Source organism: Pseudomonas sp. S2_A05 (assembly GCF_054668485.1).
This window is the reverse complement of sequence record NZ_CP162775.1, coordinates 5,207,717-5,227,718: the sequence shown is the minus strand read 5'-3', so window position 1 is coordinate 5,227,718 and position 20,002 is coordinate 5,207,717. Positions and strand designations below refer to the sequence as shown.

General features: G+C 63.1%; 22 protein-coding genes. 21 read left to right on the top strand and 1 reads right to left on the bottom strand.

Annotated elements, in window-relative coordinates; all coding sequences use genetic code 11:
- The first annotated feature begins 182 nt into the window (after window positions 1-182).
- On the top strand, window positions 183-617 hold the full coding sequence (gene trxC / locus AB4O12_RS23765; protein ID WP_130911754.1) for a thioredoxin TrxC: 435 nt from the start codon (window positions 183-185) through the stop codon (window positions 615-617).
- Window positions 618-747: 130 nt separating this feature from the next.
- Here trxC and AB4O12_RS23760 read toward each other — a convergent pair whose 3' ends face one another.
- Window positions 748-1,518, bottom strand: coding sequence for a ParA family protein (locus tag AB4O12_RS23760; RefSeq protein ID WP_056787407.1), 771 nt, complete (start codon window positions 1,516-1,518; stop codon window positions 748-750).
- A gap of 356 nt (window positions 1,519-1,874) precedes the next feature.
- Here AB4O12_RS23760 and AB4O12_RS23755 point away from each other — a divergent pair, with 356 nt between their 5' ends.
- From AB4O12_RS23755 to AB4O12_RS23660, 20 genes are read left to right on the top strand one after another with little or no spacing between them, the layout of a single operon-like run.
- The gene (locus AB4O12_RS23755; RefSeq protein ID WP_041477598.1) at window positions 1,875-2,600 is read left to right on the top strand and encodes a beta-ketoacyl synthase chain length factor; all 726 of its coding nucleotides are present in this window, start codon (window positions 1,875-1,877) and stop codon (window positions 2,598-2,600) included.
- Entirely contained in the window at window positions 2,576-3,388 is an 813-nt protein-coding gene (locus tag AB4O12_RS23750) for a lysophospholipid acyltransferase family protein (RefSeq protein ID WP_041477597.1), read from the top strand. Before AB4O12_RS23755 ends, AB4O12_RS23750 begins: the two co-directional genes overlap by 25 nt.
- The gene (locus tag AB4O12_RS23745; RefSeq protein ID WP_460059807.1) at window positions 3,366-3,641 is read left to right on the top strand and encodes a phosphopantetheine-binding protein; all 276 of its coding nucleotides are present in this window, start codon (window positions 3,366-3,368) and stop codon (window positions 3,639-3,641) included. Before AB4O12_RS23750 ends, AB4O12_RS23745 begins: the two co-directional genes overlap by 23 nt.
- Window positions 3,642-3,650: 9 nt before the next feature.
- Complete coding sequence (locus tag AB4O12_RS23740; RefSeq protein ID WP_150638062.1) at window positions 3,651-3,905, top strand: acyl carrier protein; 255 nt, start codon at window positions 3,651-3,653, stop codon at window positions 3,903-3,905.
- Window positions 3,902-4,447 (top strand): COG4648 family protein, encoded by a 546-nt coding sequence (locus AB4O12_RS23735; protein ID WP_310219269.1) that lies wholly within the window; start codon window positions 3,902-3,904, stop codon window positions 4,445-4,447. The genes AB4O12_RS23740 and AB4O12_RS23735 overlap by 4 nt, the downstream gene beginning before the upstream one ends.
- Complete coding sequence (locus tag AB4O12_RS23730; protein WP_460059806.1) at window positions 4,444-6,123, top strand: AMP-binding protein; 1,680 nt, start codon at window positions 4,444-4,446, stop codon at window positions 6,121-6,123. The genes AB4O12_RS23735 and AB4O12_RS23730 overlap by 4 nt, the downstream gene beginning before the upstream one ends.
- A complete protein-coding gene (locus tag AB4O12_RS23725; RefSeq protein WP_252877295.1) occupies window positions 6,116-6,850 on the top strand; it encodes a glycosyltransferase family 2 protein in 735 nt (244 codons plus the stop codon). Before AB4O12_RS23730 ends, AB4O12_RS23725 begins: the two co-directional genes overlap by 8 nt.
- Window positions 6,847-7,794, top strand: coding sequence for an LpxL/LpxP family acyltransferase (locus AB4O12_RS23720; protein ID WP_122881227.1), 948 nt, complete (start codon window positions 6,847-6,849; stop codon window positions 7,792-7,794). The genes AB4O12_RS23725 and AB4O12_RS23720 overlap by 4 nt, the downstream gene beginning before the upstream one ends.
- Window positions 7,775-9,319: an HAL/PAL/TAL family ammonia-lyase gene (locus AB4O12_RS23715; protein ID WP_252879297.1), complete on the top strand. Its 1,545-nt coding sequence runs from the start codon at window positions 7,775-7,777 to the stop codon at window positions 9,317-9,319. The genes AB4O12_RS23720 and AB4O12_RS23715 overlap by 20 nt, the downstream gene beginning before the upstream one ends.
- Window positions 9,312-9,737, top strand: coding sequence for an acyl-CoA thioesterase (locus AB4O12_RS23710; protein ID WP_122508515.1), 426 nt, complete (start codon window positions 9,312-9,314; stop codon window positions 9,735-9,737). Before AB4O12_RS23715 ends, AB4O12_RS23710 begins: the two co-directional genes overlap by 8 nt.
- Window positions 9,734-10,336, top strand: a complete 603-nt coding sequence (locus tag AB4O12_RS23705) for an outer membrane lipoprotein carrier protein LolA (protein WP_122601438.1) — start codon at window positions 9,734-9,736, stop codon at window positions 10,334-10,336. The genes AB4O12_RS23710 and AB4O12_RS23705 overlap by 4 nt, the downstream gene beginning before the upstream one ends.
- Entirely contained in the window at window positions 10,320-12,650 is a 2,331-nt protein-coding gene (locus AB4O12_RS23700; RefSeq protein WP_460059805.1) for an MMPL family transporter, read from the top strand. The genes AB4O12_RS23705 and AB4O12_RS23700 overlap by 17 nt, the downstream gene beginning before the upstream one ends.
- Window positions 12,647-13,810, top strand: a complete 1,164-nt coding sequence (locus AB4O12_RS23695; protein WP_460059804.1) for a cation:proton antiporter — start codon at window positions 12,647-12,649, stop codon at window positions 13,808-13,810. Before AB4O12_RS23700 ends, AB4O12_RS23695 begins: the two co-directional genes overlap by 4 nt.
- Complete coding sequence (locus tag AB4O12_RS23690) at window positions 13,797-15,044, top strand: NAD(P)/FAD-dependent oxidoreductase (protein WP_460059803.1); 1,248 nt, start codon at window positions 13,797-13,799, stop codon at window positions 15,042-15,044. The genes AB4O12_RS23695 and AB4O12_RS23690 overlap by 14 nt, the downstream gene beginning before the upstream one ends.
- Window positions 15,041-15,766 carry a class I SAM-dependent methyltransferase gene (locus AB4O12_RS23685; RefSeq protein WP_125925750.1) on the top strand — a complete coding sequence of 242 codons (726 nt, stop codon included), beginning with the start codon at window positions 15,041-15,043 and terminating at the stop codon, window positions 15,764-15,766. Before AB4O12_RS23690 ends, AB4O12_RS23685 begins: the two co-directional genes overlap by 4 nt.
- Complete coding sequence (locus AB4O12_RS23680; protein WP_460059801.1) at window positions 15,766-16,377, top strand: hypothetical protein; 612 nt, start codon at window positions 15,766-15,768, stop codon at window positions 16,375-16,377. Before AB4O12_RS23685 ends, AB4O12_RS23680 begins: the two co-directional genes overlap by 1 nt.
- Window positions 16,374-17,570, top strand: a complete 1,197-nt coding sequence (locus tag AB4O12_RS23675) for a beta-ketoacyl-[acyl-carrier-protein] synthase family protein (RefSeq protein ID WP_310219283.1) — start codon at window positions 16,374-16,376, stop codon at window positions 17,568-17,570. Before AB4O12_RS23680 ends, AB4O12_RS23675 begins: the two co-directional genes overlap by 4 nt.
- Window positions 17,567-18,031, top strand: coding sequence for a hotdog family protein (locus tag AB4O12_RS23670; protein ID WP_056787367.1), 465 nt, complete (start codon window positions 17,567-17,569; stop codon window positions 18,029-18,031). The genes AB4O12_RS23675 and AB4O12_RS23670 overlap by 4 nt, the downstream gene beginning before the upstream one ends.
- Window positions 18,024-18,752 (top strand): 3-ketoacyl-ACP reductase FabG2, encoded by a 729-nt coding sequence (locus AB4O12_RS23665; RefSeq protein WP_460059800.1) that lies wholly within the window; start codon window positions 18,024-18,026, stop codon window positions 18,750-18,752. Before AB4O12_RS23670 ends, AB4O12_RS23665 begins: the two co-directional genes overlap by 8 nt.
- Window positions 18,752-19,978: a beta-ketoacyl-ACP synthase gene (locus AB4O12_RS23660; RefSeq protein WP_150741717.1), complete on the top strand. Its 1,227-nt coding sequence runs from the start codon at window positions 18,752-18,754 to the stop codon at window positions 19,976-19,978. Before AB4O12_RS23665 ends, AB4O12_RS23660 begins: the two co-directional genes overlap by 1 nt.
- The last annotated feature ends 24 nt before the right edge of the window (window positions 19,979-20,002 follow it).

The window sequence follows — 20,002 nt, the reverse complement described above, 5'->3', positions numbered from 1 at the left end:
AAAGTAGCACGCGGATAAAGACAAAGCGATCTCCTCACGACAAGCGTAAAACGCCGAATTGGTCTTCAGACTAGCCATCGATCCCGGAACTGTTTTGAGAAAAATGTGAGCAGTGGCGACATTGATAAGTTGGCAGATCGACTCCAAATCAGTTCTATAGACTGTCTATCAGAGAACCAATCATGACCACCCCACTCCTCATCCCCTGCCCCTCCTGCAATGGCGTCAACCGCATTCCAGCCGAGCGTCTCGCCGATCAACCCAAGTGCGGACGCTGCAAATCTGCGGTACTGCTGAGCAAGCCTTTCGAACTCAAGCAAGGCGATTACGCCAGTCAGATCAAGGGCGATCTGCCGTTACTGGTGGATGTCTGGGCGGACTGGTGCGGGCCGTGCAAATCGTTTGCGCCGGTGTTCGAACAGGCTGCGGCGCAGTTGGCGGGCAAGTGTCGGCTGGCCAAGCTCGACAGCGAAGCGAACCAGCAGTTGTCGGCGCAGTTGGGGATTCGCTCGATTCCGAGTCTGATTCTGTTTAAAAACGGCAGGGAAGTGGCGCGGCAGAGCGGTGCATTTCCATTGCCGCAGTTGATGGCATGGCTGCGCAGCCAAGGCATCTGACCCACCACAGATCCCCCTGTGGGAGCGAGCCTGCTCGCGAAGGCGGTCGATCATTCAGCGCCGATGTTGAATGTGCCGGCCTCTTCGCGAGCAGGCTCGCTCCCACAGGATTTGCGTGTGAGTCGGGGAATCAGTGGCCTTCCAGCAGATTGTGCAGTTCAACAAACTGCTGCGTCAGTTTGTGCCGTGGATCGAGGTGGATCAGCGGCATGCTGGCCTGGTGCGACTCGCGCATGCGTACCGAACTGCTCAGATACACCGGCAGCACCGGCAAGCCTTCGGCGATCAACTCGTCGAGCATCTGCTGTGGCAGGCTGGCCCGCGCCTGGAACTGATTGACCACGATACCTTCGACTTCCAACCCTTCGTTGTGGTCATCCTTCAACTCTTCGATCTCGGCGATCAGTCCGTACAGGGCCTGACGTGAAAAGCTGTCGCAGTCAAAGGGGATCAACACTCGATCCGCGGCAATCAGCGCCGATACCGCGTAGAAATTCAGTGCAGGCGGGGTGTCGAGATAGATCCGGTCGTAATCCTCGGACAATTCGTCCAGCAACTTGCGCAGCTTGTTGATCTTGTGTTTCGCCTCGAGCTTGGGCTGCAGGTCAGCCAGCTCGGCGGTGGCGGTAATGATGTGCAGGTTGTCGAACGGCGTTTCGTAGATGTCCGCCTGATTCTTTTTCGAGAACGGCCCGGAGGACAGGGTCTGTTTGAAGAAGTCAGCGATACCCATCGGGATATCGTCGCCGGTGAGCCCGGTCAGATACTGAGTGGAATTGGCCTGGGCATCGAGGTCGACCAACAACGTGCGATAACCCTCGCTGGCGCTGACCGCCGCCAGATTGCAGGCGATGCTGGATTTGCCCACGCCACCTTTCTGATTGAACACCACGCGCCGCATGACCAAACCTCCGTGTATCAAAGAATGACCGAGTGTAGTTGCCGGTGACCGCGCTTCGCTACCTTCACCGACATGGACTACGTCGTCAGGTGTAAAAATCGACGCCCAGGCATGGAAAAAACCGCCAGCCATTACGGAGACACCTGACAGACACGCCGCGTCAAATCTGGATAATGGCCAAGTGATAGCCATGCAGCGAACCGCTCGGTACATTTTGTTGGGCAAAATGTAACCAACATTTGCTACACACCCGTCGCACCGGGATAATGCGCGCCACCCGGCGCCCTGCGCCAAGCCAAGCCTGCTGCGGCGCTGGCGACTCAACGCGTCAACGAAAGCCCGCAGGGGCGGGATGAATGTCCGTGATCAACTTCAACATCGCCCAATGGCGCGCGTGGGCCCCGGGGCTCGACAGCGTGGACGCCTGGCAGGCCTGGAGCCGACAACCGGTCGTGCTGCAGAGCAGTGATGCCGCGCCCGATGTGTCGTTTCTGCCGGCCATGCAGCGCCGCCGCCTCAGCCGCCTGGCGCGGATGGCCTTCAGCGTTGGCTGGCCGCTGGCCGACGGGCGGGACAATCTGCCGCTGGTGTTCGTCTCGCGGCACGGCGAAACCCCCCGCACGTTTGAAATCCTCCGCGATCTGGCCACCGAGCAGCCCTTGTCGCCGACCCAATTCAGCCTGTCGGTGCATAACGCGATCATCGGTTTGTGGTCGATCATGCGCGGTGAAACCAGCGAAATGACCGCCCTCGCCGCTGCTGGCGACGGCCTCGAACACGGCATGCTCGAAGCGGCGGCACTGCTTGATGAAGGCGCCCCGGCGGTGCTGCTGGTGATCACCGAAGAGCAGCCGCCCGAGGCGTATTCGCAGTGGGTCGATGATGTGCCGTTCCCTTATGCGCTGGGCTTGTTGCTCACGCCCGGTACCGACTGGCGGCTGACCCTGAACAGCAGCACCGAAACCCGGTCAAAGGCGCACTGGCCGCACGCGCTCAACCTGCTGCGAACCCTGCTCGGCCAGCAACCTGACTGCCAACATGCGTGGAAAAATCGTGTATGGACCTGGCATCGCAACCCGTGACCGCCAAACACCGCGACGCCTACTACTGGCGCCTGCTGGCCACTGCTGCGAGCTTCGCCTTGTTCGGGCTCGGCGGGCTGTGTCTGCGCCTGCTGGTATTTCCGCTGCTCGGCTGCCTGCCCGGTGACGCGCTGGTCCATCGCCTGCGCGCGCGGCGTACGGTCAGTCGCTTGTTCTGGTTTTTCGTGCGTTTCATGGCCCGCACCGGCGTGCTCACCTACGACATCGAGGGTGCCGAGCGCCTTGGCCGACCGGGGCAGATGATCATTGCCAACCACCCGTCGCTGATTGATGTGGTGTTTCTCATCGGTCTGGTGCGCCACGCCAATTGCGTGGTGAAAAAAACCCTCTGGGAAAACCCGTTCACCCGTGGCCCGCTGCGCCGCACCGAGTACATCAGCAACGACGGCAGCATGGACATGCTCGACGCCGCCGCGCAGTCATTGCAGGACGGCCAGACCCTGATCATTTTCCCCGAAGGCACCCGCACCCAGCCGGGGCAGGCGCCGGCCTTTCATCGGGGGGCGGCGGCAATTGCCCTGCGCGGTGCGAAAATCGTTACCCCGGTGATCATCAAGGTCAGCCCGACCACCCTGACCAAAGCCGAGCCGTGGTATCGCATCCCCCATCGCCGCGTGCACTTCAGTTTTCGCGTGGGGGCCGATATAGACCCACAGACCTTCGCCGCGCAAGGCCCCGCACCGCAGGCTTCGCGCAAGCTCAACGATTATTTGCATGACTATTTCATTAAGGAGCTCGCCGCAGATGAGCGAACTGAACACCGCTAGCCTGGTGCGTGACATCAAACTGCTGATCATCGACGCCTTGGGCCTGGAAGACATCAGCCCCGAGGACATCGGCGACGAGCAGACATTGTTCGGCGAAGGCCTCGGCCTGGACTCCGTGGACGCGCTGGAAATGGGCCTGGCGATCCAGAAAAAATACGGCATCAAGATCGACGCCGATGCCAAGGACACCCGCAACCATTTCACCAACGTGGCCAGCCTTGCGGCATTCGTCACGGCAAAACAGGCAGCTTGAGACCGGACCATGCAAACTCGTGACGATATTTTCAACACCCTGCGCGATGCCCTGGTCGAGCTGTTCGAACTGGATCCCGCTTGTGTAAGCATGGAAGCCAATCTGTATCAGGATCTGGAAATCGACAGCATCGATGCGGTCGACCTGATCGATCACATCAAACGCCAGACCGGCAAGAAAATCGCCGCCGAAGAATTCAAATCGGTGCGCACCGTCGGTGACGTGGTCGAGGCGGTGTTCCGTCTGGTTCAACCGGCCGCATGAGCCGACTGATCGGCCTGGGCCTGCTGCTGGCCGGTCTGCTGTACCCCTTTGCGGTGTATTTCGGCATGGAGCATTTCGCCCCGTGGCAATTTGCACTGCTGCTGGGCAGCCTGTGGCTGGCGCGAGCCCTGACCGGCGAACGCAAGCCCGGCAGCCTGTGGATGGCGTGCGTGGCGATGGTGTTCTGCCTGCTGCTCGCGGTGTTCGACAGCCCGCAGCTGCTGCGCTGGTACCCGGTGCTGATCAGCGCATTCATGCTGGTGCTGTTCGGCGCAAGCTTGAAATTCGGCCCGCCGATGGTCGAGCGTCTGGCGCGCTTGCGTGAGCCGGAGCTGCCGGAGGTTGCCATTCGCTACACGCGCAAGGTGACGCTGGCCTGGAGCGTGTTTTTCTTCTGCAACGGTTTGTGCGCCGCCCTCCTCACCCTGTGGGCGCCGCTGGATTGGTGGATGTTGTACACCGGCCTGATCTCCTATGGATTGATCGGCCTGATGTTTGCCATTGAATGGCTGATACGACAACGGGTAAGAGGCCGTACATGAATTGGATAAAACTTGAGCAGCTGTTGCTCAAGGCACTGCCGGCACGGGCGATCTGCCAGGCGCCGGCACTCGATCACACGCAACTGCGAGCGCAGGCCCTGAGCGTCGCCGCGGGTCTGCAAAGCCAAGGCGTGAAAAGGCTGGCCGTGCATCTGGAAGATGCCGCCGACCTCGCCATCGCCCTGCTCGGCGCGTGGCGTGCCGGCGTCAGCGTGTTGCTGCCGGCGGATCTGCAAGCGCAGACGCGTCAGCGCTGGTCGCAGGAAGTCGATCTATGGCTGACCGATCAATCAGGCGATGCACAGCTGGACGACTTCACTCAGCCCGAACTGCCCGGTGCACAACTGGATCTCGATCAATGCCGCCTGAGCCTGTGCACTTCCGGCTCTAGCGGCGAGCCCAAGCGCATCGACAAGACCCTGCGCCAATTGGCCAACGAGGTCGAAGCGCTGGAACAGTTGTGGGGCGCAGACCTCGGTGAAGCCTGCATCATCGGCAGTGTCGCCACGCAACACATCTATGGCCTGCTGTTTCGCGTGTTGTGGCCATTGTGCGCCGGGCGCCCGTTCGTGCGCCGGCAACTGGCGTTCTCCGAAGACTTGCAGCGCGCCAGCCGCGAATACCCGGCCTTCGCCTGGGTCGCCAGCCCGGCGCTGCTCAAGCGCATGGGCGACAACCTCGACTGGCCGGCCCTGAGCGCGGTGCGCCGGGTGTTTTCCTCCGGGGGCGCGTTGCCGTCGGAAGCGGCGCAAAGTCTGCAACAGCGCTTGCAGCAATGGCCGACGGAAATCCTCGGCAGCTCGGAAACTGGCGGCATCGCCTGGCGTCAGGGCGAGTCGTTGTGGCGGCCGTTTGCTGGCGTCGAACTGAGCCAGGACAGCGACGGCGCCCTGCTTATTTCTTCGCCTTATCTGCCTGCCGGCCACGTCGAACACAGCGCCGACGCCGCACGCATTGCCACCGATGGTCGCTTCGAACTGCTGGGGCGACTGGACCGCATCGTCAAACTGGAAGAAAAACGCATCTCGCTGCCGATGCTCGAGCAGGCCTTGGCAGCCCATGACTGGGTCGCCGAAGCGCGGCTCGGTGTGGTCCAGGAAAACCGCGCTTCGCTCGGTGCGCTGCTGGTGCTCAGCGAATCGGGCCTGTTCGCCCTGCGCGAGCACGGCCGCCGTGGCCTGACCGAGACCCTGCGCAAACATTTGAGCCAGCATTGCGAAGCCCTCGCCCTGCCCCGACGCTGGCGCCTGCTGCGGCAGATGCCATTGAACAGCCAGGGCAAACTGGCGCAAGCCGACGTCGAAGCATTGCTGCTGGCCGCGCGACCCAAAGCCCCCGAAGTGCTGGAGCAAAGCGCAAGCGACGGCGAGTGGAGCCTGCAACTCAGCGTGCCGCCGGACCTGGCCTACTTCAGCGGGCACTTTCCCAAGGCGCCGGTGTTGCCCGGGGTGGTGCAGGTGGAGTGGGCGCTGAATCTGGGTCGGCAGTTGCTGAAGCTGGACGGCGCGTTTGCCGGAATGGAAGTGCTGAAATTCCAGCAACTGGTGCGCCCGGGTGACGAAATCCAGCTGCATCTGCGTTTCGATGCCGAGCGCGGCAAGTTGTATTTCGCTTATCGCAATGACACGGCGACCTGTTCCAGCGGACGCATTCTCCTGGGGCCTGCCCATGCATAACCCCTGCGCCGTAATCCCGGTGTACAACCACGAAACCGCGATCACCACCGTGGTCGATGCCCTGCTCGCACAAGGTCTGCCGTGCATTCTGGTGGACGATGCCAGCGAGCCGTCCTGCGCGCGGGTGCTCGACGCCCTGGCCGCGCGCGACAGGGTTTTCCTGGTGCGCCTGACGGCCAATCAGGGCAAGGGCGGCGCGGTGATGACCGGTCTGCGTGAAGCCTCGCGTCTGGGTTACAGCCATGCCTTGCAGGTCGATGCCGACGGCCAGCACGATTTGCACGACGTCGCGCGCTTCGTCGGCGAATCCCGCGCCCATCCCGAGGCGATGATCTGTGGCTATCCGCTGTTCGACGAGAGCGTGCCGAAAGGGCGTTTGTACGCACGCTACCTGACCCACGTGATGGTCTGGATCAACACCCTGTCGTTGCAGATTCGCGATTCGATGTGCGGCTTCCGTGTTTATCCGCTGGCGCCGACTCTGGCCGTGATCGACTCGGCGAAGGTCGGCAAGCGCATGGATTTCGACTCGGACATTCTTGTGCGGCTGGCCTGGCGCAATCAGCCGATGCGCTGGCTGCAGACCAGCGTGCATTACCCGCTGGACGGCGTGTCGCACTTCCGCCTGTTCCACGACAACGCGCTGATTTCCAGCATGCACACGCGGCTGTTCTTCGGCATGTTGCTGCGTTGGCCGGTGATCCTCTGGCGGCGGTGGAAACCATGAGCGAAGAAGTCGACAAGAAGCACTGGGCCGACCGCGAAGAGCGCGGAAGTTTCCTGCTGATGAAATTCACCGCGTTCGCCGCCAAAGTCCTCGGCCGGCGCCTGCTCAGCCCGTTGCTGTACGGCATCGTCCTGTATTTTTTCCTCTTCGGCCGCGTCGCCCGGCGCAGTGCCTGGCAGTACCAGCAGCGGCTGGCTGAGTGGAGCCGGCGCGACGACCTGCGCCCGAGCCACTGGCGGGTGTTTGGCCAGTTCATGACCTTTGCCGATTCGCTGCTCGACAAGCTCGACGTGTGGAACGGCAAGCTGAGCATCGAGCAGATCGAAATCATCGACCCGGCGCTGCTGCGCAAGCAGTTGCGCGGCAGTCGCGGGCAACTGCTGGTCGGCGCGCATCTGGGCAATCTCGAAGTGTGCCGGGCGCTGGCGGAGATCGGCGAAAAGGTCACCATGAACGTGCTGGTGCACACCAAGCACGCCGAGCAATTCAATCGCCTGCTCGGCGAGGCCGGGGCGACCAATCTGCGCCTGATTCAGGTCAGCGAACTCGACCCGGTGATCATGCTGCAACTGCACGAACGGCTGGAACGCGGCGAGTGGCTGGCGATTGCCGGTGACCGCGTGCCGCTGCACGGCGGGCGCAGCGTGACGGTGGACTTTCTCGGCCATCCGGCGCCATTTCCGCAAGGCCCGTGGTTACTGGCCGGCCTGCTCAAGTGCCCGGTCAATCTGCTGATGTGCCTCAAGCAACCCGACGGCCACTATCGCCTGACTCTCGAACCGTTCGCCGACGCGGTGGTGTGGACACGCCGCGAGCGCGAGCAGGTCATTCATCAGTGGGCCACTCGCTACGCGCAGCGCCTGAGTCACTATTGCCTCGAAGCCCCGCAGCAATGGTTCAACTTTTACCCTTTCTGGAAGACCGATGACGACGCCAACCCATGAGCCGGTAACCTTCGGCGAACGCCCTTTGCGCATCGAAGACGTGCTGGCCCTGGCCAACCGTCAGGCGCCCGTGGAATTGCAGGCTGACGCCGACTATCGCGAGCGCATCGCCAAGGGCGCGCGGTTTCTCGATTCGCTGCTGGACAAGGAAGGTGTGATCTACGGCGTCACCACCGGTTACGGCGATTCCTGCGTGGTCGCGGTGCCGCTGCATCACGTCGAGGCGCTGCCGCGTCATCTCTACACCTTTCATGGTTGCGGCCTGGGCAAACTGCTCGACGCGCAGGCGACCCGCGCGGTGCTGGCGGCGCGCTTGCAGTCGTTGTGTCACGGCGTTTCCGGGGTGCGCGTCGAACTGCTCGAGCGTCTGCACGCGTTTCTCGAATACGACATCCTGCCGCTGATTCCCGAAGAAGGTTCGGTGGGTGCCAGCGGCGATCTGACGCCGCTGTCCTATGTCGCCGCAACCCTGTCCGGCGAGCGCGAAGTGCTGTTCCGTGGCGAACGTCGTCAGGCTGCCGACGTGCATCGCGAGCTCGGCTGGACGCCGCTGGTGCTGCGCCCGAAAGAGGCGCTGGCGCTGATGAACGGCACAGCGGTGATGACCGGCCTCGCCTGTCTCGCTTTCGCCCGCGCCGATTACCTGCTGCAACTGGCCACGCGCATCACCGCGCTCAATGTCGTCGCGCTGCAAGGCAACCCGGAGCACTTCGACGAACGCCTGTTCGCCGCCAAACCGCACCCGGGGCAGATGCAGGTCGCCGCGTGGCTGCGCAAGGATCTGGCGATCGACGCGCCGACCGCGCCACTGCATCGTCTGCAGGATCGTTATTCGCTGCGTTGCGCGCCGCATGTGCTCGGCGTGCTGGCCGACAGCCTGAACTGGCTGCGCGGCTTCATCGAAACCGAGCTGAACAGCGCCAACGACAACCCGATCATCGATGCCGAAGCCGAGCGCGTTCTGCATGGCGGGCACTTCTACGGCGGGCACATTGCCTTTGCCATGGACAGCCTGAAAAACCTCGTGGCCAACGTCGCCGATCTGCTCGATCGGCAATTGGCGTTGCTGGTCGACGAGCGCTACAACCACGGCTTGCCGAGCAACCTCTCCGGCGCCCCCGCCGATCGGGCCATGATCAATCACGGCTTCAAAGCCGTGCAGATCGGCACCAGCGCCTGGACCGCCGAAGCACTGAAAAACACCATGCCGGCCAGCGTGTTCTCGCGCTCCACCGAGTGCCACAACCAGGACAAGGTGAGCATGGGCACCATCGCCGCCCGTGATGCGATTCGCGTGCTGGAGCTGACCGAACAGGTCGCCGCCGCCACGCTGCTCGCCGCCAATCAGGGCGTGTGGCTGCGCGCTCAAGCCGCCGATGCGCGCCCGCTGCCGCCGGCACTGGCAGCGATGCACGAAGAGCTGGGCAAGGACTTCCCGCCGGTCATCGAAGACCGCGCCCTGGAAGGCGAACTGCGCCTGTGCCTGCAACGCATCGCCGCGCAACACTGGAGGCTGCATGCGTAGTGCCGGAGTGCTTCACGCCGATACCGAGATTCTGGTGCCGTTTTTCGACGTCGACACCATGCACGTGGTCTGGCACGGCCATTACGTCAAATATCTCGAAGTGGCACGCTGTGCGCTGCTGGACAAGATCGGCCATAACTACACGCACATGGTCGACTCGGGTTACGCCTGGCCGATCATCGACCTGCAACTTCGCTACGTGCGCGGCGCGGTGTTCGGCCAGCGGCTGAACGTGCGCGCCAGTCTGGTCGAGTGGGAAAACCGTCTGAAGATCAATTACCTGATCACCGACCTGCAGACCGGCGAACGCCTGACCCGCGCCAGCTCCGTGCAGGTCGCCGTCGAAGTCAGCAGCCGCGAGATGCAACTGGCTTCACCCAAAGTCTTCACCGATGCCGTGGAAAGGATGCTGCGATGAATGTGTTTTATAGAAGCCTCGGCGCGTTGACGCTGCTGGCCGTGTCGTCATGGGCCAATGCCTTCGAACTGCAACAACTGAGTGAACAACTGGCGAAACCGGATGTTATCCACGGCCAGTTCATCCAGGAAAAACACCTGCGCGCCCTGCCGCAGCCGCTGATCAGCAAGGGCAGCTTCGTCCTCGCTAAAAATCATGGCCTGCTGTGGCTGTTGAAAACTCCGCTGCAACAGGATTACCGCATCACCGCCAATGGCATCGCCCGCCGTGACACCAACGGCTGGCAACTGCTGCCGAACAAGAGCGCCGGCGCCGAGCAGAACCGTTTGTTCCTCGCCGTACTGCAAGGTGACAGCAGCGGTTTGCAGCGGGATTTCGAACTGGCCCTGAGCGGCACGGCGCAGCAGTGGCAACTGACCCTGACGCCGCGTTCGGTGCTGCTCAAGCAAGTGTTCAAGCAGATCAATATCGACGGCGGCGCCCTTGTGCAAACCATCGAGCTGCTGGAAACCCAGGGCGACAGCACCCTGCTGCGCATGCAGGACAGCACGGCCGAGCAACCCTTGAGCGAAGCGGAGCAACATGACTTTGCCGAGTGAACGCAAGCTGCCCTGGCTGTTTCTGAGCCTGCTGCTGGCCGTCGTCGCGCTGGCTGCCTGGCAGTGGCGCGACGGTGCGCCGCTGTCGGCCAATCTCATGGAGCTGGTGCCCGGGACCGATCCCGACGCGCTGGAATTGCGCGCCGAACAGCGCATGCAGGAGCCGCTCAACCGCGAAATGCTGGTGCTGGTCGGCCACGCCGATCGCCAGCAAGCGCTGACCATGGCTCAACAACTGGGCGAACAATGGCAGGCCAGCGGTCTGTTCGAAACCGTGCAGTGGAACCTGCAAGCCGACTTGCCGGCGCTGCGCAAGCAATTGCTGCAAGGACGCCTTGCGATGCTCTCGGCGGATGATCGGCAGCTACTCAGCAAGCACCCCGACGCGTTCATCCAGCAGCGGGTGCAGGCGCTGTTCGATCCGTTCAGCGGCTTTACCCTGGTGCCGAGCCAGGACGACTGGCTGGGCCTGACCGGGCGCATCCAGAACAGCCAGCCGAAACATGGCGCAGTGCAACTGGACATTGGGAGCGGCGCACTGGTCGCCGATGCCGACGGCAAGAGCTGGGTGATGCTGCGTGCGCGCACCACCGGTAACGCCTTCGATATGAATCTGCCGCTGCAAGTGGCAGAGCTGCTCCAGCACAGCCGCGAACAGGCGGCGAAAGGCGACGTGCAGTTGCTCGCCGCCAGTGGCCTGCTCTACGCCGCCAACGGCCAGCAACAAGCCACCCGCGAAATGACCTGGGTCGGCGGTGGTGCGGCGGTCGGCATTCTGCTGTTGCTGCTGTTGGCGTTTCGCCGCTGGGGCGTGCTGCTGGCATTTGTTCCGGTGCTGGTCGGCATGCTGTTCGGCGCGGTGGCCTGCGTGGCGCTGTTCGGCCACATGCATGTGATGACGCTGGTGCTCGGTTCGAGTCTGATCGGCGTCGCCGTCGATTACCCGCTGCACTATCTGTCCAAGAGCTGGAGCCTCAAGCCGTGGCGCAGCTGGCCGGCCCTGCGCCTGACCTTGCCGGGGCTGACCCTGAGCCTGATCACCAGCGTTATCGGCTACCTAGCGCTGGCCTGGACACCGTTCCCGGCGCTGACGCAGATCGCCGTGTTCTCCGCCGCCGGCTTGCTCGGTGCCTATCTGTCGGCGGTCTGCCTGCTGCCGGCGCTGCTGAAAAATGTCCAACTGCGCCCGGCGCAATGGCCGCTGCGTCTGGCCGAGCGCCTGATTCATCTGCGCGAGGCGCTGCTCGGTTGCATGCGCACGCCCGCGCTGCTGGCCCTGCTGATCGCCTTCTGCATCGGCGGCTTGATGCAGTTGCAGAGCAAGAACGACATCCGCCAATGGGTCGGCGCGCCGCAGCATCTGACCGACGAAGCGCAGACCATCGCGCGCATCACCGGGTATCAACCGACCAGCCAGTTCTTCCTGATCCGCGCTGCCAATCAGGAGCAATTGCTCGAGCGCCGGGCAGCGCTGAGCGAACGGCTGCAGCAGCTGGTCAACCTCGACAAACTGCAAGGCTATCTGGCCCTTGATCAACTGGTCAGTGCGCCGAGCCAGCAACAGCAAGTGCGCGAATCACTGAACAAGCTGCCGTCGTTCTGGCAACCGCTGCTCGATCTCGGCGTGCCGGCGGCTGCGTTGCAAAATGAATTGCAGCAGTTGCAGACCCTGCCCGCCGAAGACATCGACGCCGCGCTGGCCGGCCCGCTCGGTGAGCCGTATCGGACACTGTGGCTTGGACCGACTGAAGACGGCGTCGCAGCGATGACCAGTTTGCAGGGCTTGAACAATCCGTCGTTGTTGCGCGTGCAGGCGCTCGATTTGCCGGGAGTGGTGCTGGTCGATCGCCTCGGTGATCTGAACAAGGTGTTCGCCGCCACGCAGATCAGCGCCGCCGAACTGAAACTGGCCTCCTGCGTGTTGATCGTGCTGGTGCTGATGCTGCCGTTCGGCCTGACCGGCGCCCTGCGTATCGTCGCCCTGCCGCTGCTGGCGGCGCTGTGCAGTCTGGCCAGCCTTGGCTGGCTCGGTCAGCCACTGACCCTGTTCAGCCTGTTCGGCCTGTTGCTGGTGACGGCGATCAGCGTCGATTACGCAATCCTCATGCGCGAACAGGTGGGCGGCGCGGCGGTGAGCCTGCTCGGCACCTTGCTCGCCGCCGTCACCACGTGGCTATCGTTCGGCCTGCTGGCGGTGTCCAGCACCCCGGCGGTGAGCAATTTCGGCCTGTCGGTGAGCCTCGGCCTGGCGTTCAGCTTCATGCTCGCGCCGTGGGCCGGGCGCCATGAACCGGTTGCGGAGCCAGCGGCATGATGGTCTTCGGCTTCTGGTTGCTGGCCTTGGCGCTGTTTGCCCTGGCGACTCGTGTCGGCCGTCACTTCGGCCTGATTCCGATCGTCAGCCAGTTACTGCTGGCGAGCTTCGGTTTGCCGTTGCTGATGTATTTCTGGATCGAGCCGGGCTGGCAGCTCAGCGGCGCACAACTGATCGCCCCTGACTGGCTGAAAGATCTCTACAGCCTGAGCTTCGCCTTGCTGCTCGGGCACATCCTCAGCGATGTCATCGATCTGCGTCTGGATCGCCAGAGCGTAAAAATCGCTGTGCCGAGTTTCGCTGTGCCGTTCGCTTGCGGGCTGGCGGTCGCGTATTGGTTGCTGCCGTCGCAGCCGTGGCTCAGCGCATTGGCCATCGGACTGGTCTTCGCCATTACCGCGATCCCGGTGTTGTACCTGTACCTGCGTCATATCGATTACCCGCCCGCTGCCACGCGGCGGCTGGTGCAGACCGCGATCCTTATCGATCTGACTTGCTGGACGCTGTTCGGCCTAGCCCAAGGCAGCCTGCACCTGAGCAGCCTGTTGCTGCCTGTGGCCATGGCCGGCGTGCCGCTGCTTTTGCACCTGCTGCGCGCGCGTCGCCCGCTGACCTACAGCCTCGGCTTCTTCGCGTTGCTGGTCATGGCCGAGCATTACAAACTCAACGCGCTGATTTTCGGCATCGGCTACCTGCTGTGCATGGCGCTGTTGAAAGTGCCGTTGGTGCTGCCGTTGCCGGCGCGCTGGATGAGCCGTTTGCAGACATGGATCGCGATCCCGCTGATCCTCACGTTCGGCATCGTTCAGATCGACGTGCATAGCGCCCTCGCCAGCCTCGACGCCGGGCAGTGGGCGGCGCTGCTGCTGTTGCCGATTGCCAGTAAACTGCTCGGCAACTGGCTCGGCCTCGGTTGGGCGGGCGCCTCGTTCGCGGGTGCCAGCCGCTGGCGCGAAAGCGTGCTGCTGAACATTCGCGGCCTGAGCGAAATCGTCTTTCTCAATCTGTTGTTGCAGCAACAGCTCATCACCCCGGCGCTGTATTTCGCGCTGATGCTGATGGGCCTGATCGCGACGCTGCTGCCGGCCCTGATCGGCCTGCATCGCGCGCCCCTGAATCTGAACAGTCCTCTGCCCCGGAGCTCACGTGCCAATCGTTGAAATGGAATCCCGTCAGGTCGTGATCATCGGTGCCGGCCCGTCCGGTGCTATCGCCGCTGCCCTGCTCAAGCGCAAGGGCCACGATGTGCTGGTGCTCGAGCGCCAGCACTTCCCACGCTTCTCCATCGGCGAAAGCCTGCTCAGCCACTGCCTGGACTTCGTTGAAGAAGCCGGCATGCTCGACGCCGTCAACGCCGCCGGGTTCCAGCGCAAGACCGGCGCGGCGTTTGCCTGGGGCGAGCGCTACAGCGCTTTCGATTTTGGCGACACTTTCACCGCCGGCAAGCCGACCACGTTCCAGGTGCAGCGCGCCGATTTCGACAAGTTGCTGGCCGATCAAGCAGCATTGCAAGGTGCGGAAATCCGTTATGGCGATGCGATTGTCAGCGTCGATTTCGATCAGGCGAAACCACAACTCGATGTGCGCCGCGAAGATGGCAGCGAGTACCGCGTCGAAGCCGATTTCGTCCTGGACGCCAGCGGCTACGGCCGCGTGCTGTCGCGCTTGCTCGACCTCGAAGCACCTTCGAATTTCCCGGTGCGTCAGGCCGTGTTCACCCATGTCGAAGATCACATCGACAATCCGGCGTTCGACCGCGAAAAGATCCTCGTCACCACCCATCCCGAGCATCGCGATGTGTGGTTCTGGACCATCCCGTTCAGCAACGGCCGCTGCTCGGTGGGCGTGGTCGCGGCTGAAGAACATTTCCGGGGCCGCGACAGCGACCTCGATGCCTGCCTGCGCAGCTTCATCGCCGAGACGCCAAGCCTCGCCGGGGTTCTAAACAACGCGGTCTGGGACACCCCGGCGCGCACCCTCGGCGGCTATGCGGCCAACGTGAAAACCCTGCACGGCCCGGGCTTTGCGCTGCTGGGCAACGCCGCAGAATTCCTTGACCCGGTATTCTCCTCCGGCGTGACCATCGCCATGCGTTCGGCGAGCATGGCCGCCGGTGTGCTGCATCGTCAGTTGCAGGGGGAAGCGGTCGACTGGCAACGTGAATTTGCCGAACCGTTGAAACGCGGCGTCGATACCTTCCGTTGCTACGTCGAAGGCTGGTACGCCGGCACCTTCCAGGACGTGATTTTCTATGAGGACAGCCAAGCGGAAATTCGCCGGATGATCTGCTCGATCCTCGCCGGTTACGCCTGGGACGAGCGCAACCCGTTCGTCAGTGAAGCGCGGCGCCGGCTGAAGATGATTTCCCAACTCTGCGCGCAGGACGCCTCATGAATTACTTGAGCGACAGTTACGTCGAGGAAACCCGCTTCGGTCTCTGGTTCTTGCGCAGCCACACCTGGCAGCACCATGTGCTGCGCGTGGCGATCAACGATTTGCGTGGATTATTCAGTGAGCCGCTGCCGGAACACCCGGTGCTGCTCGACGCCGGTTGCGGTCAGGGCAAGTCCTTCGGCCACCTGCGTCAGACCTTCGCCCCGCAGCGACTGATCGGCGTCGACGCCGACCCGCACAGTTTGCAACTCAGCGCCGAAGAGGCCACCCGCCTGGGCATGCCAGTCGAGTTGATCGGCAGCGATTGCGCCACGCTCAACGTCGCCGATGCCAGCGTCGACCTGCTGTTCTGCCACCAGACCTTCCATCATCTGGTCGAGCAGGAAAAGGCCTTGGCCGAGTTCTATCGCGTGCTCAAGCCAGGCGGCTATCTGCTGTTCGCCGAATCCACCGAGGCTTACATTGATACCTGGGTGATTCGCTGGCTGTTCCGCCATCCGATGCATGTGCAGAAGAGCGCCGCCGGCTACCTGCAGATGATCCGCGAGCAGGGCTTCGAGTTTGCCGAGCGCAATGTGTCCTACCCGTATCTGTGGTGGAGCCGGTCGAAGGATTTTGGTTTGCTGGAGCGGTTGGGGTTGAGCAAACCCAAGCCATTCGGTGAGCGCGAAGAGACGCTGGTGAATGTCGTCGCGCGCAAGCCATTGCAGGAATCTGTCTGATGTACGGCTATCGATCTGAACACCTGAAACCCTGTGGGAGCGAGCCTGCTCGCGAAAGCGGTGTATCAGTCAGCCAAAGTGGCGAATGTCAGATTGCATTCGCGAGCAGGCTCGCTCCCACAGGGTTTGCTGCATGGCTGGTGATCGTTTTGTCAGCCCTGCTGCTCAGCGCCTGCGCCAGCCAGCCACCGCTACCAGCGGCCAACCCGACGCTGCCTCTGCCGCTGCAACTGCACATTGAGCGCGAGCAAGCCGGGCAGCGTCAGGACTGGCTGCTGGTGATCCAGCGCGAAGGCGCCGGCACGCGTTGGTCGATGATGGATCCGCTGGGCATTCCCCAAGCCCGTCAGCAACTGATCGACAGGCACTGGCAGGCCGATGGTCTGCTGCCACCGAACCCGGAAGCGCGGGAGTTGTTCGCCGCATTGCTGTTCGCCCTGACGCCTCCTGCCGAACTGCTGCGCAATTATCCCGACGCCCGGCAACAGGCCGATCAGCGTTCACTGCCGGCGCGCTGGAACGTCCGCTATTCACAACCGTTGAGCTTCCAATTGAATCTGCCCCAAGGCCCGCACTATCGCGTTTCCCAGTTAGGTGAATCGACGCCATGACCGCTTACCTGAATGCCCTCGGCGTGATCTGCGCCCTGGGCCGCGACAAGTCTGAAGTCGCGCGCAATCTGTTTGCCGGCGACTGTTCGGGGATGCGCCGCGAGTCCGGCTGGGTCGCCGAACGTGAACTGCCTGTGGCTGGCGTACACGGTGAATTGGCGGCGATCCCTGCGGACCTGGTCGAGCACAGCAGTCGCAACAATCAGCTGTTGCTGGAAGCCGCGCTGCAGATCCGGGACGACATCGATCGTGCGATCCAGACCTTTGGCCGCGAGCGCATAGGCGTGGTGCTCGGCACCAGCACCTCAGGCATCGACGAGGCCAGCCGGGGTCTGGCGCATTACATCCGCGAACAGCAATTTCCCCACGAGTACGACTATCGCCAGCAGGAACTCGGCGCCCCGGCGAATTTTCTCGCCGAATGGCTGCAACTGAGCGGCCCGGCCTACGTGATTTCCACCGCCTGTACCTCCAGCGCCCGCGCGCTGATGAGCGCTCAGCGCCTGCTCGATCTGGGCCTGTGCGACGCGGTGCTGTGCGGCGGCGTCGACAGTCTGTGCAAGCTCACGCTGAACGGTTTCTCATCGCTGGAAGCCGTTTCAGATGAGCGCTGCAATCCGTTCTCCGCCAACCGCAACGGCATCAATATTGGCGAAGCAGCGGTGCTGTTCGTGATGAGCAAACAGCGCGGCGAAGGCCCGGGAATCGCCCTGCTGGGTGCGGGCGCCAGCTCGGATGCGCACCATATCTCCGCGCCGGAGCCGAGCGGTCGCGGCGCCCTGCAAGCCATGCAGAAAGCCCTTGGTCGCGCGCATCTGCAAGCCGGGCAAATCAACTACCTGAACCTGCACGGCACCGCCACCCAGCACAACGACGCGATGGAAAGTCTGGCGGTCGCGGCGCTGTTTCCCCAAGGCGTCGCCTGCTCGTCAACCAAGCCGCTGACCGGCCACACCCTCGGCGCGGCTGGCGCGCTGGAAGCGGCGTTCTGCTGGCTGAGCCTGAGTGCCGACAACCCTGAGCAGGCGTTACCGCCGCATATCTGGGACGGCCAGGCCGATCCCGCGCTGCCGCCGCTCAAGTGGGTGACCGCGAGCGAACGCCTGACGTCCATTGCACCGCGCTACCTGATGAGCAACTCGTTTGCCTTCGGCGGCAACAACGTCAGCCTGATTATCGGAGACGCCCCATGAGCCACTGGCCGCTCGCCGAACTGCTGCCGCATGCCGGCGACATGATTCTGATCGACGCCATCGAGCGCTTCGATGACGAGCAGATTTTCACTCGCCTCACGGTCAAGCCCGACGGCCTGTTCAACCTGCCCGACGGCAGCCTGCCGGCGTGGGTCGGCGTTGAGCTGATGGCGCAGAGCGTCGCCGCTTTCGCCGGTTGCCACGCCCGGCAAAAAGGCAATCCGCCGGAGCTGGGCTTTCTCCTCGGCACGCGCAAATTCGAGTGCAACGTCGAAGCCTTCGCGCCTGGCAGCGTGCTGACCATCCACGGCCTGCGCTCACTGGAAGACGACAACGGCATGGGCGTATTCGAATGTCACATCCACGGTGACGGCATTCATGCCAGCGCCCGGCTGAACGTGTTCCGTCCGCCGCATGCCAACCAATATCTGCAACAGACAAAGGAGTCGCACGATGACTGAATTCGTACTGGTCACCGGCTCCAGCCGTGGCATCGGCCGCGCCATTGCCTTGCGTCTGGCGCAAGCCGGGCACGACATCGTCCTGCATTGCCGCAGCGGCATGACCGAAGCCCAAGCGGTGCAGGCCGAAATCGAAGCGCTGGGCCGCAGCGCACGCATCCTGCAATTCGACGTCGCCGACCGCGAATCCTGCAGAAGCATTCTCGAAGCCGACGTTGAAAACCATGGCGCCTATTACGGCGTGGTGCTCAACGCCGGGCTGACCCGCGACGGCGCGTTTCCGGCGCTGAGCGATGACGATTGGGACGTGGTCCTGCGCACCAACCTCGACGGTTTCTACAACGTTCTGCACCCGGTGATGATGCCGATGATCCGTCGTCGCGCCGCCGGGCGCATCGTCTGCATCACCTCGGTGTCGGGCCTGATCGGCAACCGTGGCCAAGTCAATTACAGCGCCTCGAAGGCCGGCGTGATCGGTGCGGCAAAGGCATTGGCGATCGAGCTGGGCAAGCGCAAAATCACCGTTAACTGCGTCGCCCCTGGCCTGATCGACACGGCCATGCTCGACGAAAACGTGCCGGTGGAGGAACTGATGAAAATGATCCCCGCGCAACGCATGGGCACCCCTGAAGAAGTGGCCTCTGCGGTGAATTTCCTGATGTCGGCGGAAGCCTCGTACATCACCCGTCAGGTCCTGGCGGTCAACGGAGGCCTGTGCTGATGAAGCGCGTCGTCGTCACCGGCATGGCCGGCATCACCTCGCTGGGCAGCGACTGGCCGACCATTGCCGGCAATTTCGCGGCCAATCGCAGCGGCATTCGCCGCATGGACGAGTGGGATCGCTTCACTGAACTCAACACACGTCTGGCCGGACCTATCGATGATTTTCTCGTACCGTCGCACTGGACCCGCAAGCAGTTGCGCAGCATGGGCCGGGTTTCGCGACTGGCGGTCGGCGCAGCGGAAAAAGCCTTGGCTGACGCTGGCCTGCTCGGTGACGAATCGATCAAGGACGGGCGCATGGGCGTCGCTTGTGGTTCATCTACCGGTAGCACTGACGAGATCAAAGCCTTCGGCAACATGCTGCTCAACTCGGTGGCCGAGGGGCTCAACGCCAACTCCTACGTGCGGATGATGCCGCACACCACCGCCGCCAATATCAGCATTTTCTTCGGCCTCACCGGCCGCCTGATCCCGACCTCCAGCGCCTGCACCAGCGGCAGCCAGGGCATCGGCTACGCCTACGAAGCAATCAAGTTCGGCCGCCTGCCGTTGATGCTCGCCGGCGGTGCCGAAGAGCTGTGCCCGACTGAAGCCATGGTGTTTGACGCGCTGTACGCCACCAGCCTGAAAAACGATGCACCACAGACCAGCCCACGCCCGTACGACAAGGGCCGCGACGGTCTGGTGATTGGTGAAGGTGGCGGCATGCTGGTGCTTGAAGAGCTGGAACACGCCCTCGCCCGTGGCGCGCACATTCACGCGGAAATCGTCGGTTTCGGCAGCAACGCCGACGGCCAGCACACGACCCGCCCGGAACAGGTCACCATGCGCCGCGCCATGGAGCTGGCCTTGGAAGATGCCGGCCTCAGTCCGGACGCCATTGGCTATGTGAACGGCCACGGCACCGCGACCGAACAGGGCGACATCGCCGAAACGTTGGCCACCAGCGGCTTGTTCGGCGAACACATGCCGATCAGCTCGCAAAAGAGCTTTCTCGGCCACACCCTCGGTGCCTGCGGTGCGCTGGAGTCATGGTTCAGCATCGAGATGCTCAACAGCGACCGTTACGTGCACACCTTCAACCTCGACGAGGTCGACCCGCACTGCGGCAAGCTCGATTACCTGCGCGGCGAGTTTCGTCAGATGCACCACGATTACGTGATGAACAACAACTTCGCTTTCGGTGGCGTCAACACTTCGTTGATCTTCCGCCGCTGGGCATAACCGAATCAATCCAGGTCAAGGAGA